Source organism: Thermobifida alba, assembly GCF_023208015.1.
In the GTDB taxonomy this organism is placed as follows: domain Bacteria; phylum Actinomycetota; class Actinomycetes; order Streptosporangiales; family Streptosporangiaceae; genus Thermobifida; species Thermobifida alba.
In genome coordinates, this window is sequence record NZ_CP051627.1 from 2890812 (window position 1) to 2904378 (window position 13567).

Annotated in this window: 12 protein-coding genes; 2 read left to right on the forward strand and 10 right to left on the reverse strand. The window is 71.3% G+C overall.

Annotation, left to right across the window (positions count from 1 at the left end; genetic code table 11):
* Positions 1-25 precede the first annotated feature (25 nt).
* Entirely contained in the window at positions 26-763 is a 738-nt protein-coding gene (locus tag FOF52_RS12755; RefSeq protein ID WP_248590189.1) for an HAD family hydrolase, read from the reverse strand.
* Between the two features lie 137 nt (positions 764-900).
* On the opposite strand from FOF52_RS12755, the gene FOF52_RS12760 reads away from it, so the two are divergent.
* Positions 901-2469 carry a hypothetical protein gene (locus FOF52_RS12760; RefSeq protein ID WP_248590190.1) on the forward strand — a complete coding sequence of 523 codons (1569 nt, stop codon included), beginning with the start codon at positions 901-903 and terminating at the stop codon, positions 2467-2469.
* 29 nt (positions 2470-2498) lie between these two features.
* Here FOF52_RS12760 and FOF52_RS12765 read toward each other — a convergent pair whose 3' ends face one another.
* Positions 2499-2936, reverse strand: a complete 438-nt coding sequence (locus FOF52_RS12765; protein WP_248590191.1) for a DUF6912 family protein — start codon at positions 2934-2936, stop codon at positions 2499-2501.
* Between the two features lie 79 nt (positions 2937-3015).
* Positions 3016-3672 carry an HAD family hydrolase gene (locus tag FOF52_RS12770; protein ID WP_248590192.1) on the reverse strand — a complete coding sequence of 219 codons (657 nt, stop codon included), beginning with the start codon at positions 3670-3672 and terminating at the stop codon, positions 3016-3018.
* Positions 3673-3798: 126 nt separating this feature from the next.
* Here FOF52_RS12770 and FOF52_RS12775 point away from each other — a divergent pair, with 126 nt between their 5' ends.
* Positions 3799-4995 (forward strand): acyl-CoA dehydrogenase family protein, encoded by a 1197-nt coding sequence (locus FOF52_RS12775; protein WP_248590193.1) that lies wholly within the window; start codon positions 3799-3801, stop codon positions 4993-4995.
* Between the two features lie 78 nt (positions 4996-5073).
* Here the strand turns inward: FOF52_RS12775 and FOF52_RS12780 are convergent, their stop codons facing one another.
* The 7 genes from FOF52_RS12780 to hpf all read right to left on the reverse strand — a co-directional run bounded on the left by FOF52_RS12780 (position 5074) and on the right by hpf (position 13174).
* Positions 5074-6732 carry a glycoside hydrolase family 3 protein gene (locus tag FOF52_RS12780; protein WP_248593853.1) on the reverse strand — a complete coding sequence of 553 codons (1659 nt, stop codon included), beginning with the start codon at positions 6730-6732 and terminating at the stop codon, positions 5074-5076.
* An 82-nt stretch (positions 6733-6814) separates the two neighbouring features.
* Entirely contained in the window at positions 6815-7078 is a 264-nt protein-coding gene (locus tag FOF52_RS12785) for an HPr family phosphocarrier protein (RefSeq protein ID WP_248590194.1), read from the reverse strand.
* A complete protein-coding gene (locus tag FOF52_RS12790; protein WP_248590195.1) occupies positions 7075-7785 on the reverse strand; it encodes an HAD family hydrolase in 711 nt (236 codons plus the stop codon). The genes FOF52_RS12785 and FOF52_RS12790 overlap by 4 nt, the downstream gene beginning before the upstream one ends.
* A complete protein-coding gene (locus FOF52_RS12795) occupies positions 7776-8225 on the reverse strand; it encodes a PTS sugar transporter subunit IIA (RefSeq protein WP_248590196.1) in 450 nt (149 codons plus the stop codon). Before FOF52_RS12795 ends, FOF52_RS12790 begins: the two co-directional genes overlap by 10 nt.
* Positions 8226-8495: 270 nt before the next feature.
* Positions 8496-11399, reverse strand: a complete 2904-nt coding sequence (gene secA, locus FOF52_RS12800) for a preprotein translocase subunit SecA (RefSeq protein WP_248590197.1) — start codon at positions 11397-11399, stop codon at positions 8496-8498.
* 136 nt (positions 11400-11535) lie between these two features.
* Positions 11536-12267 (reverse strand): response regulator, encoded by a 732-nt coding sequence (locus FOF52_RS12805; RefSeq protein ID WP_248590198.1) that lies wholly within the window; start codon positions 12265-12267, stop codon positions 11536-11538.
* Positions 12268-12484: 217 nt separating this feature from the next.
* The gene (hpf, locus tag FOF52_RS12810; RefSeq protein WP_248590199.1) at positions 12485-13174 is read right to left on the reverse strand and encodes a ribosome hibernation-promoting factor, HPF/YfiA family; all 690 of its coding nucleotides are present in this window, start codon (positions 13172-13174) and stop codon (positions 12485-12487) included.
* Positions 13175-13567: the final 393 nt, after the last annotated feature.

The following is a 13567-nucleotide window of genomic DNA, read 5'->3' on the forward strand; positions in this document are numbered from 1 at the left end:
CCCTTCCGCCTCCGGCTCGACCGGCTCACTCCCCGCCCGTGGCGGCCCGGACCGCGGCCACCACCGCGGCCGGGTCGGTGAGGTCGGCGAGGATGAGCTCGGCGCCGGCCGCACGCAGCTGGGACTCGGTGGAGGAGCCGCTGACCACCGCGATCGGCTCGACCCGGCCGATGCGGGCGGCCTCGACGTCGCGCGCGGACTCGGTGATGTAGACGGTCCGGGACTCGGGGAAGGCGCGTCCGTAGGCCTGTTCCGCCCGCATCCGGGTGAACTGGATGAGGCTGGCCTTGGGGTAGTTCTCCGAGCCGTAGCCGCCGATGCTCAGGTCGAGCCGGCTGTCCAGCCCGAACGCGGCGAGCTTGGTCTTGGCGTTGGCCATGATCGTGCCGGTGACGACCGTCTGCACGGTGTCGGGCAGCCGCATGAGTGCGTCCAGCGCCTCGGGCGCCCCGGGCATCACCCGTCCCTTGACGGAAAGCTCGTCGCTGCGCCGCGCGAAGGCCGCGCCCAGCTCCTCGGTGAAACGCGGCAGCAGCGCCTCGTCCGCGTCGTCGACGTCGTTGCGGGCCAGGAAGTCGAAGAACAGCTCCGAGTCGGTCCGTCCCGCCGCCGACGCCAGGTACACCAGCGGCGCTCCGGTCACCTTCTCGAACGCCTCGGCGTAGGCCGCGCGCGTCACCTGGGCGACGTCGAGGAGGGTGAGGTCGATGTTCCACAACACCAGGCGGCTGATGGGGGGCTCCTTCACACAGGGAAACGGCACTGACGCTCCATACCGGTCCCATTCTGCCGTACCCGTCCGACTCCCACCGGATCGGTCGCCGCGGGAACCTCCGGGCGCTACGCGCGGTCAGGAGTAGCGGAGGAATCACCCGACGAAACGACGGGAGCGCCAAAACGGTGAGCGACGCGGACCGGTTTCTCGACCTGTTCCAGGACTTCTGGGACGTCCGCCAGAACCACAGAATCCGGGCTCTGGAAGACTCCCTGGACTTCGCCGTCTGGTCCCAGCACACCCGGACCCGGCGGCTCCACTCCGAACTGCGCCACGTCAGGGGCACCCTGGAGCAGCGGCTGGACCGGCTCACCGCGAGCTTCGACGCCTTCGTGGAACTGAGCGACCTGCGCACGCTGCTGGTTCCGTTCGCCCCCTACGCCCTGGTGCGCCACCAGGTCCACCGTCTCCTGGCCGACGGCGCCGCCGCCCGTCCCCGCCTGGACGACGCGCCCGCCGACTACTGGCTGACCCCGGCGGCCCGGGGCCTGTCCGCCGCCCTCGACGGCGCGGTCGACTCGGCGCTGCGCCACTTCGGGATCGCGGCCCGCCTCGACCCGGTGCGCGCGGGCGTGTTCGCGGTGCTGGCGACGGCGACCGCCGGGAACCGTCCCGCCCCCGACCGGGCCGCCCCCTTCGCCGAACGGTTCCTGCCCGGCCTGCTGCAGGCTCCCTCCACCGAGATCCGGCGGCACGAACGCGCCCTGTGGCTGGCGGCCGCCGCAGGGCTGCTGGGGGCCAGGGCGCACGACCTGGTCCGCCGCCACCTGGCGGCCGCGCTGGACCGCTACCCCGAGGCGGAGCGGTCCGCCCCGGTCATGTCGCTGCTCCCGCCCTCCCCCGACCAGGCGCGGTCGGACCTGGTGAACCTCGGAGAGGTCCCCTCCCGGCTGGACGCGGCCCACCGGCTCTCCGCGCTCCGCGCCGCCCTGGAGCGGTCCCCCGGCGCGGAGGCCGCGCCCGAGGTCGACCCCTCCGTCACCGCGGCTCTGGACCTGCTCGTGGCGGAGGGCTGCGCCGAGGAGGCCCCCCTGGTCCGCCGGGCCGAACAGCTGCGCCGGGTGGTGGAGAGCAGCGGGGAGCAGTCCCTGGACACCGAGCCGCCGCTGTGGGACGAGACAGTGGGCGACCTGCGGGAACTGCTCGCCGCGGACGTCGTCGCCGAGGAGGCCCCCGCCCGGGGCCGGTTCGCCCTGGGAGTGTGCGCTCCCCAGGTGCTCGCGGCCGCCGAGGACCTGGCCGGGAAGACGCGACGCCCCTTGGTCGACGAGACCTCCGTCTCCTACCGCGGTGCCCGGGTCGTCCTCACCTCCCGGGGCGCGGACCAGGACAGCCTCACCGCGGCGGAACAGCGGCTCGAACGGGTCTTCCTGAGCGACCCGCCGATGACGGTGGTGTGGTGGTCCCTGGGAGTGGCCGCGGGAGCGGTCCTGCTCGCCCTGGTGACCGGGTGGTTCCCGCTGTTCCTGCCCGTGGCCGTGGTCGCCGGCGTCGTCGGCGGCTGGAGGTACGTGGACGTGCGGGCCGAACAGGCCGAGCAGCGGAACGCGGTGGACGCCGACCTCGCCTCCCTGCACCGCCGGGTGAAGGCGGGGGTGCGCGAGTGGCGCTCCCTGCACGACCGGGTGGCCCGGGCCGCCGAGGACGCCGAGCGCGACCTGGCCGCCGTCCGGGAGCGGCTGGCTCGGCTGTGAGGGCCGGGCCCCGGGGGGCGGGGCCCGGCTCACTCCAGGAGGTGGCGCAGCTCCTGGGTGGCGTACCAGAGCAGTTCGTGGTCCTCGGTGCGCCCCGCGGCGACGTCGGGGGCCGCGGCCGCGTCGTCGACGTGGGCGGAGGCGACCCGTTTCAGCGGGACCTCCGCCTCCACCCGGACCCGCGCGGGCGCATCGGGGGCGGCCGCGGGGCGGACGACCCGGTCGGGCACCTCGGCCGCGACCACCACCCGGCGGGCGGGCGTGTCCGGGGAGGCGGCCAGCAGCCGCGCCGACTCCTCCGCGGCCGCGCCCATCGCGGCGTACTCCAGCTCCTCCTCGTCGTCGGTGCCGAGAGCGGCGCGCAGCTCGGGGGTCACGGCGTAGGCGGTGTACGGAGCGTCGCGGAACCCCCCGTCGGCCAGGGCCGCGGCGAGGACGGTGAACGTGGCGGGCAGATAGATGCGCATGAGCCATTGTCCCCAGAACCGCGGGGGTCTGCGCCCCGCCCGGGCCCCGTGCCTCCCGCGATCCGGCCCATGATCCGGCTCACAGCTGGGGGGTGAGACTGATCCCGCAGGTCTCCTCCAGTCTCATCCGCGTCTCGGCGGGGTCCCGGTGCACGATGCCGATCATGCCGAGGTCGACGGCGGCGGCGACGTTGCTCTCCACGTCGTCGATGAAGACGCAGTCCTGCGGCTCCAGCCCCACCAGTTCCAGCGCGTGCCGGAAGATCTCCGGTTCGGGTTTGCGCATGCCCACCTCGCCCGAGATGACCACGCCGTCGAAGGTCTCGGCGAACAGGTCGCGCGGGTAGACGTTGCCCCAGGAGTTGGAGAGCAGGCAGGTGCGCACGCCCTGGTCGCGTGCGGCGCGCAGGGCCGCGTACATCTCCTCGACCGGTTCGAAGCCCGCGAACATGCGCGTGATGAGCCCTTCGGCGGGGACCGGACCGCCGTCGACGAGCCGCAGCCGGTCGGCGAGCATCCGCTCGAACTCGGAGGTCTCCACCTCGCCCCGTTCCAGTGCGTGGACCGGGTTGTGCGCTCCGCCGTTGTAGGCGGCGTGGACCCAGGTGCGCATGACGTCGCGGTAGGCGACGCGGTCGATGCGTTCCTGCTCCAGCCAGGCGGAGATGGTCTCGGGCAGCGGTGTGGTCAGCACCCCGCCCCAGTCGGTGATGATTCCCCTGTGGCTTCGGGACATTTCGCCTCCATCCTCCCGAACTACCGGGCGATGTTAGTTCCCCGTCCCGGCTCCGCCGAATCCTCGGGCCCGACGGGACGTGCACCCCAAGGTACCGACCGGTCGGTTAGGTGCCATACTCGTGTCATGGACTTCGAACTCAGCCCCAAGGCCAAGGACTATCTGGCCAACCTCCAAGAGTTCATGGACGAGCACGTCTACCCGGCGGAGCCCGTCTACCACGCCTGGCGCCGCGCGGCGGGCCCCGACAACCACGAGCTCCCCCCGGTGATGGAGGACCTCAAGGCCGAGGCGCGCCGCCGCGGACTGTGGAACCTGTTCCTGCCGGACGTGGGCGGACTCAGCGTTCTCGACTACGCCCCGCTCGCCGAGCTCACCGGCCGCTCCAGCCTCGCCCCGCAGGCGCTCAACTGCTCCGCCCCGGACACCGGGAACATGGAGGTGCTGCACATGTTCGGCACCCCCGAGCAGCGGAAGCGGTGGCTGGAGCCGCTGCTGGACGGCAGGATCCGCTCGGCCTTCGCGATGACCGAACCCGACGTCGCCTCCTCCGACGCCACCAACATCTGCACCTCGATCGTCCGCGACGGCGACGAGTACGTGATCAACGGGCGCAAGTGGTGGATCAGCGGCGCGGCGGACCCGCGCTGCGAGATCTTCATCGTGATGGGCAAGACCGACCCAGAGGCCGCCCCCCACCGCCAGCAGTCCATGATCCTGGTCCCGCGCGACACCCCCGGCGTGAAGGTGCTGCGCTCCCTGCCGGTCTTCGGCTACCAGGACCAGGAGGGCCACTGCGAGATCGAGTTCCACGACGTCCGGGTGCCGGCGGAGAACCTCATCGCGGGCGAGGGCGACGGCTTCATGATCGCCCAGGCCCGCCTCGGCCCCGGCCGCGTCCACCACTGCATGCGGGCCCTGGGCAAGGCCGAGCGCGCCCTGGAGCTGATGGTGCGCCGCGCCACCAGCCGGGTCGCCTTCGGCAAGCCCCTGTCCGAACAGGGCGTCGTCCAGCAGCAGATCGCCGAGTCGCGGCTGGAGATCGAACAGGCCCGCCTGCTGGTGCTCAAGACCGCCTGGATGATCGACAAGTACGGGGCCAAGGCCGCGCGCAACGAGATCGCCGCGATCAAGGTGGCCGCGCCCCGCGCCGCGGTGGCCGTCATCGACCGGGCCATCCAGGTCCACGGCGGCGCCGGCGTGAGCGACGTGGTGCCGCTGGCGGAGATGTACGCCGGAGCGCGTGCCATGCGGATCTTCGACGGCCCCGACGAGGTGCACCTGCGCTCGCTGGCCCGCCGCGAGATCAAGCGGTACTCCTGACCCGTCCCGCTCCGGGGCCCCGCGGCCGTCCGCGGGGCCCCCGCCGCTTCCGGAGGCCCGCCCGGACGGCCGGAACGGTCAGTAGCCCAGACCGCCGCCGAAGGCCAGGTCGGTGCCGGGAAGGTCCACCGGCAGCCGCCCCGACGGGGACACCGCCCCGGCGATCACCCGGGCCGCAGCAGTGCGGGACACCTCCATCGAGGAGTAGACGGCCAGGTAGGCGTCGATGCCGGGCAGCGCGGCGAGGTCGTAGGGGGTGCCCTGGGCCACCACGACGACCGGGGCGCCCGAGGCCCGCGCCCGCGCCACCAGGTCCCGCTGCTCGGCGTCACCGCGTGCCCCGTCGGTGCCGACCACGACCGCGTCGGCGCCGTCCGCGGAGTCGGTGACGGCCAGCCCGAGGTCCGCCAGTGCCGCGCCGATCTCCTCGGCCCCGACCCCCAGCACCCGCACCGACGCGCCCTCCGCCAGCGGCAGCAGGCCGCCGTCGTTGCGCAGCAGGGTCACCGACGCGTCCGCGACCCGCTGGGCGGCGTCGTGGTGCGCGGCGTTCCCGGCCACCCCGGCCGCGGCGTCCGCGTCGGCGGGCGCGGCGTCGAACAGGCCGCGGCGCAGCTTCAGCCGCAGCACGCGCAGCACCGACTCGTCCAGCCGCGCCTCGCTGATCCGCCCCTCCCGCACCGCTGCCAGCACCGCGGAGTGGGCGAGGTCCAGGTCGGGCGGCATCAGCAACTGGTCGGCCCCGGCCAGCACCGCGCGCACCGCGACCTCGCCGTCGTCGTGGGTCTGGCGCACCCCCTCCATGTTGAGCGCGTCGGTGGTGACCACGCCGTCGTAGCCGAGCTCCTCGCGCAGCACCCCGGTGATCAGGTCGGGGGAGAGGGTCGCGGGCTCCTGGGAGCCGTCCAGCTGCGGCATGAGCACGTGCGCGGTCATGATCATGTCGACCCCGGCCTCGACCAGCCGCTGGAACGGCGGCAGGTCGACCCGTTCCCAGTCCTCGCGGCTCTTGTCGATGACGGGCAGACCGGTGTGGCTGTCCACGTCGGTGTCGCCGTGGCCGGGGAAGTGCTTGGCGACCGCCACCACCCCGCCCTCCTGGAACGCCGTCACCTCGGCCGCCGCCATCTCGCCGACCAGCTCCGGGTCGGAACCGAAGGAGCGGATGCCGATGACCGGGTTGTCGGCGTTGACGTTGACATCGGCCACCGGCGCGTAGTCGAGGTTGATGCCGACCGCCGCCAGCTGTTCGGCGGTGGCCGACGCCAGCTCGGCGGCCATGCCGGGGTCGCGGGTGGCGCCGAGCGCCATCGCGTCGGGGAAGCGCGCGCCGAACGGCAGCCGGGAGACCAGGCCCTGCTCCTCGTCCACGCCGAGGAACAGCGGCACCCCGGCGCCGCTGTCGGCGGCGAGCTCCTGGAGGCCGTTGGACATGGCGGCGACCTGCTCCGGGGTCTCCAGGTTCTCGGGGAAGTAGATGAACCCGCCCGGGTGGTACCGCTCGACCACGTCGGCGTTCTCCTCGGCGGTGGTGCCGACGAGGACGGGCACGAACAGCTGGCCGACCTTCTCCTCCAGGCTCATCTCCGCCAGCAGCTCCGCCGCCGCGGCCTCCGGGTCGGTGGAGTCCGGGGGCTGCGCGGGTCGCTCCCCGGGGCGGGGCTCGTCTCCTCCGCCGCAGGCGGTCGTGAGGAGCAGGACAGTGGCACCGGCCAGCACAGGCAGACGTCGAAACACGGACACGCTCTCAGACTAGGGCGACGCCCCCGGTTCCGGGGGCCGTACACCGGATTTCCCGGCCTCCCGGACCGGGTGGCCGTCACGGGGTGGCGGCGATCTCGGCGAGCCGGTCCAGCAACTCCTCGGCCCCCTCGCCCTCGACGGTAATGACGATCTCCTCTCCGCTGCGCACCCCCAGCGTCAGCACCGCCAGCATGCTCGTGGCCGGCACGCTCGCGCCGCCGGGGCGGGCGATGCGCACCCGGCCGTCGAACGCGGAGGCCGCCGTGACGAACCGGGCGGCGGGCCGGGCGTGCAGCCCCACCGGGGAGACCACCGTGACCCGGCGCTCGGCGCGGCTCACGCCTGCCCGGCCAGCGTGGACCGGGGGGCGTCCGGGTCGCGCAGGACCAGCTGCGGCCAGGCCACCTGGGTCAGGTGGTCCACCACCAGGTCGGCCCGGGTCAGGGCCTGCGGCGGGTGGGTGGTGGTGATGCCGACGACCCGCATGCCGGCGCTGCGGCCCGCCTCGATCCCCGCCGGGGTGTCCTCGAAGACCACGATGTGCTCGGGGTCGTGGCCGAGGATGCGGGCCCCGTTGAGGTATCCCTCGGGGTGCGGCTTGCCCACGGTGACGTCGTCCGCGGTGACCAGGCCGCGGAACATCGCGCGGACGCCCAGCGATTCCAGGGTGCTCTCGGCCCAGTGCCGTCCCGCGGAGGTGACCAGGGCGAACGGCACGCCCCGGGAGTGCAGGTGGTGCAGGAAGGCGACCGACTGGGGCAGCTGCTCCACCCGCGGCAGGTCGGGGTCCTGACCGTACCGCCACAGGTCGGCGAAGATGTCGTCCAGGGACTCCCCCGGGAACAGGTGGGAGAGTTCGGTGATCACGTCCCGGCCGCGCCGCCCCATGAACCTGCGCAGCAGCGCCTCGTCCGGGTCGACGCCGCGGGCCCGCAGCACCTTGGCCCACACGGCGACGCTGCGCGGCTCGCTGTTGATCAGGGTCCCGTCGAGGTCGAACAGGGCCGCCCGCGGCGTCCCCCCGGTCCCGGCTTGTCTCACGCCCATCGAAACAGCAGTGCTCCTCGTCTGACTTCGCCGCTGACCGGACGCGAGATGACGTCGCCGTCGGCGTCCAGGGCCACGATCGGCACGATCGGGGAAACTCCGCTCGCCACGACCTCGGCGGGGTTCCACCGGATCAACGGTTGTCCGGCCGTGACATCCTGGCCCTGGGCGGCCAGAAGTTCAAATCCCCGGATCAACGGGAGCCGGACCGTGTTGATCCCCAGATGGACCAGGACGCCCTTGCCGTGGGCGCTGCGCACGACGAAGGCGTGCGGGTGGAAGCTGACGATCCGACCGGTGATCGGGGCGACCGCCTCCTGGAGCTCCCGCCGGGGGTCGATGGCGGTTCCCGGACCGACCAGCCCCTGCGCGAACGTCGGTTCGGGGACCCTGGCGAGCCCCACAGCCACCCCCGTCACGGGGGCGAGTACCGCAAGCACGCTCCTACCTCCTTCACCGGCCAGGGCGTTGTCGGACGGCGGTAGCCACCCGGACTCGCGAGGTGCCGTGGGTCACAGCAGAGCTTAGGCCGGAGCGGTGCGGAAACCTAGACGGTCGGCGGAAAAACGCGTGGCCGCTCCGTGACAGAAACATTCCGTCCCCTTGTCCCCGTCCCCGGGACCGCACGTGTCCGCCCTGTCGCGGACAACGCACGGAACGGGCGGCGGCCCCGGGGGTCTCCCGGGGCCGCCGCCCGTTCACCGGTGGTGTCACACGCGCGTCTTGGGAGCGCCGTGGCACTTCTTGTACTTCTTGCCGGAACCGCACGGGCAGGGCGCGTTGCGCGGCGTGCCGGCGTACTCCGGCTCGCTGTTCTCGGTGTGCTTCTCCACACCGCCGCCCTCACTGGGACCGGTGTACTGCAGCCGCGCGGGCTTCTCCGTCCCGCCCAGCCCGGGGACCACGACCTCCGGTTCCTTCTTCTCCCCGTCGGCCTCGGCCTTCTCGGCCTTCTCCTGCTCGGCCCCGGGGGCCCCTCCGGCCGCCGGGGCCTCCTCGGCGGCGGAGTCCTCGGCCGCGCCCTCCTCCGGCTTCTCGGAGTCGGGGGTGACTACGGGGATCGCGGAGGCGGTGGCGGCCGCCGACGCGGCGGTGATCCCGCCCGCCTGCGGCTGGTTCACCCGGACCTCGACGTTGAACAGGAAGCGGACCGACTCCTCCTTGATGCCCTCAAGCATCTCCTGGAACATGTCGTAGCCCTCCCGCTGGTACTCGATCAGCGGGTTGCGCTGCGCCATGGCGCGCAGGCCGATGCCCTCCTGGAGGTAGTCCATCTCGTAGAGGTGCTCGCGCCACTTGCGGTCCATGACCTGGAGGATGACCTGGCGCTCCACCTCGCGCATGGTCTGCTCGCCGATCTCGGCCTCGCGGCGCTCGTAGATCTCGTGGGCGTCCTCGCGGACCCGCTGGCTGATGATGTCCGGGGTCAGCGCACTGATGTCGCCGCCGTTCTCCTCGATCAGCTGGTCGGCGGTGAAGCTCACCGGGAAGACCTGGCTGAAGGCGGTCCACAGGCGGTCGAGGTCCCAGTCCTCCGGGTCGCCCTCCACCGTGGCGGAGCGGACGTAGGAGTCGAGCACGTCGTCGATCATGCCCTCGACCTGCTCGCGCAGGTCGGCGCCCTCCAGCACCTTGCGGCGCTCGGCGTAGACCACCTTGCGCTGCCGGTTGAGGACCTCGTCGTACTTGAGGACGTTCTTGCGGATCTCGAAGTTCTGCTGCTCGACCTGGCTCTGCGCGCTCTGGATGGCCTTGGTGACCATGCCCGACTCGATCGGCTGGTCGTCGGGCAGGTTCAGGCGGTCCATGATCATCTGGACCCGCTCGCTGTTGAACAGCCGCATCAGGTCGTCGCGGAGCGACAGGTAGAAGCGGGACTTGCCGGGGTCGCCCTGACGGCCGGAACGGCCGCGCAGCTGGTTGTCGATCCGCCGGGACTCGTGGCGCTCGGTGCCCAGCACGTACAGTCCGCCGGCCTCGACGACCTGCTCGTGCTCGGCCTCGACCTCCTTCTTGGCCTTCTCCAGCGCCTCCGGCCAGGCCTTCTCGTACTCCTCCGGGGTCTCCAGCGGGGACAGGCCGCGCTCGCTCAGCTCCTCGGCGGCGATGAAGTCCGGGTTGCCGCCGAGCATGATGTCGGTACCGCGGCCGGCCATGTTGGTGGCCACCGTGACGGCGCCGAGTTTTCCGGCGCGGGCCACGATGGCCGCCTCACGCGCGTGGTTCTTGGCGTTGAGGACCTCGTGCGGGATGCCGCGCCGCTTGAGCATCTTGCTCAGCAGCTCGGACTTCTCCACGCTGGTGGTGCCCACCAGTACCGGCTGGCCCTTCTCGTGGCACTCGGCGATGTCCTCGACGACCGCCTCGAACTTGGCCTCTTCGGTCTTGTAGACGACGTCGCGCAGGTCCTCGCGGATCATCGGCTTGTTGGTGGGGATGGGCACCACACCGAGCTTGTAGGTCTGGTGGAACTCCGCCGCCTCGGTGGCCGCGGTACCGGTCATGCCGGCCAGCTTCTCGTAGAGGCGGAAGTAGTTCTGCAGGGTGATCTTGGCGAGAGTCTGGTTCTCGTCCTTGATCTTCACCTTCTCCTTGGCCTCGATGGCCTGGTGCATGCCCTCGTTGTAGCGGCGCCCCCGCAGGACACGGCCGGTGAACTCGTCGACGATGAGCACCTCGCCGTCCTTGACGATGTACTCCTTGTCCCGGCGGTAGAGCTCCTTGGCCTTGATGGCGTTGTTGAGGAAGCTGATCAGCGGGGTGTTGACGGCCTCGTAGAGGTTCTCGATGCCCAGCCAGTCCTCGACCTTGGCCACACCGGACTCGGTGATGCCCACGGTGCGCTTCTTCTCGTCGACTTCGTAGTCGACGTCCCGGCGCAGCCGCGGGGCGATCTTGGCGAACTCGGTGTACCAGCGGGAGTTCTGCTCCGCGGGACCGCTGATGATCAGCGGGGTGCGCGCCTCGTCGATCAGGATGGAGTCGACCTCGTCGACGATCGCGAAGTGGTGGCCCCGCTGCACGCAGTTGTCGATCGACCGCGCCATGTTGTCGCGCAGGTAGTCGAAGCCGAACTCGTTGTTGGTGCCGTAGGTGATGTCGGCCTCGTAGGCCTTGCGGCGGTCGGCCTGGGACATCTCCGGGGAGATGACGCCGACCTCCAGGCCGAGGAACTGGTAGATGCGGCCCATGGTCTCGGCGTCGCGACGCGCCAGGTAGTCGTTGACGGTGACCACGTGGACGCCCTTGCCGGTGAGCGCGTTGAGGTAGACGGGGAGTGTCGCCGTGAGCGTCTTTCCCTCACCGGTCTTCATTTCGGCGATGTTGCCGAAATGCAGCGCGGCGCCGCCCATGAGCTGCACATCGAAGTGCCGCTGCCCCAGGGTCCGCTTCGCCGCCTCGCGAACGGTGGCGAAGGCCTCGGGGAGCAGGTCGTCCAGCTCCTCACCGTCCTTGAGCCGCTGCTTGTACTCGTCGGTGAGCTCACGCAGTTCAGCGTCGCTGAGATCGACGAAATCATCCTCGATGGAGTTGATCTGGTCCTTGAGCTTCTTCAGCCTGCGCAGGACTTTGCCCTCGCCTGCGCGCAGGACCCTGTCGAGTATGCCTGGCACTTCTAATGCGCTCCTCGCGATCGTGGCCCGCATCCGGAGACGGGACGCATCCATTCCCCGTAGCTTCCATCGTAGGAGAGCCTATTCCCTCCCCAGGCACATCTGCGTACCGCGAGGAGGGTATTACGGAGCGTGGTCACCTGCCGCGGGAGCTGCCGCCTCCCGTGTCGGTGTCGTCGGCGTCCAGGAACTTCTCCCGGATCGCGTAGACGGCGGCCTCGGTCCGCGAGTGCAACTGGAGTTTCTCCAGGATGTTGCGGACGTGGTTCTTGACGGTGTTGTCCGAGATGTAGAGCCGGTCCGCGATGTCGCGGTTGTTCAACCCCCGTGCGACCAGGCGCAGCACCTCGGTCTCCCGACCGGTCAGCCGGGGTGTCGCCGTGGGCTGGGTGCGCCCCCGCTCGTCCTCCCTGCGGGCCAGTGCCGTGAACTCGCCGATGAGCTTGGTGGCCATGGAGGGGTTGATGAAGGACTGGCCGTTGGAGACCGCGCGCACCGCCTCGGGGAGCTCGACCACCGAGATCTCCTTGAGCAGGTAGCCGGTCGCACCGGCCTTGAGCGCCTCGAAGAGGTCCTCCTCCTCGTCACTCATCGTGAGCATCACGATCTTGGCCTCGGGAACGGCGTTCCTGATCCCCGCGCAGGCGTCGATGCCTCCCGCCTTGGGCATGCGCACGTCCAGGAGCACGACGTCGGGGCGGAGCGCGGCGGCCCGGGCGACCGCCTCCTCACCGTCCCCGGCCTCCCCCACCACGTCGATGTCGGGCTCCTCGGCCAGGACGGAGACCAGCCCTCTCCGGAAGAACGCGTGGTCGTCGACGACGAGCACCTTGATGGATTCCAGTCGGGTGGGGGGACTCCCGCTCACTGCCTGTGTTCCTTCCTCCCGCGCGGCGGCGTCACACGGGTGCGGGCGCTCCGTGGGCGAACGCCGTGCCGTCCGCCCACGGAAAGACGTGGCCGTGCCCGGCCCCGGCGACCCGGGGGTCATCGGGATCCCGCCGGAGCGCCGTACCCCACGGTGCGCCGCGCCCGGCCGCGGAACCGGACGCGGCACACCGGACGCTATTCAGATGTAGGAAACTTTATTCCATGAGGCGCAGCACGCCATAGTTGAACCCCTTGCGCCGGTAGACCACGCTGGGCGACCCCTGTTCCTTGTCGCGGAAGAGGTAGAAGTCGTGCCCCACCAGCTCCATCTCCATCAGCGCCTGGTCGATGGTCATGGGCTCGGCGTGGTGGAACTTCTCGCGGACCACCAGGGAGGCGTCGCCCTTGGTGTCGAGTTCGACGAACTCGTCGGCGAACTCGCTGTCCACGGCGCTGCCGTCGAACTCCTCCTCGGGCTCCGCCGACTCCCGGCGGCGCTGTTCGGCGGTCTGCGGCTGGACGACGGAACCGAGCGGGGAGTTGTCGGTGGGCAGCTGCGCGGTGGCAGCGGCGACGGAGACCAGCCCGCGGCTCCCCTTGTGCACCTTGCGGCGGTCGGCGGCCTTGCGCAGTCGGGCCTCAAGTCGGTCAAGGGCGAGGTCCAGAGCGGTGTAGCGGTCGTCCGCAGCGGCCTCGCCCCGGATCACCGGGCCGGCGGAGCGGATGGTCAACTCGACTCGCTCGCGGTGGTCGGCGAGCTTCGGGTTGCGCTCCTTGGACACCTCCACATCGACGTTCATCATGTCCTTGTGGTCCCACTTGTGGAGCTTGGCCAGCTTGTGCTCGACGTGGCGCCGGAACCTGTCGCTGACTCCGGTGCGTCGACCCTTGACGATGATGTCCACAAGACCCCCTTCTCGCTTGGCCGTCCGTGTGCGGCGGCCAGCTGTGTGGTGTGCGCCCCGTTCGCTGTAAGCGCCGGGTTGTCCGTCTCTTCCTCCTCTCTGGCCACAGTGGCCACGGGTCTCCTCAGTTGGGCGTATACCCCGTGAACCGCGTGGTCATCACTGGCCGTTGGTCCCGTGTTCAACAGGAGGAAAGGTGGGGCGACCGGTCGGCGCGGTACGCGGACCGTGTTCGGGGAGCGGAGGGCGGAGCGTGCGCCGGAGCGGCCGTGCGGGGCAGCTCCGGCGGTCGCGAGGCCCACAAGGGGGGCGCCCCGCAGGGCGCGCCCCGTGTGGACAGAAAGTGCCACCCGTCCGGCCGACCTGGTCTTCGTCCCCACATCCGCCTGCTGA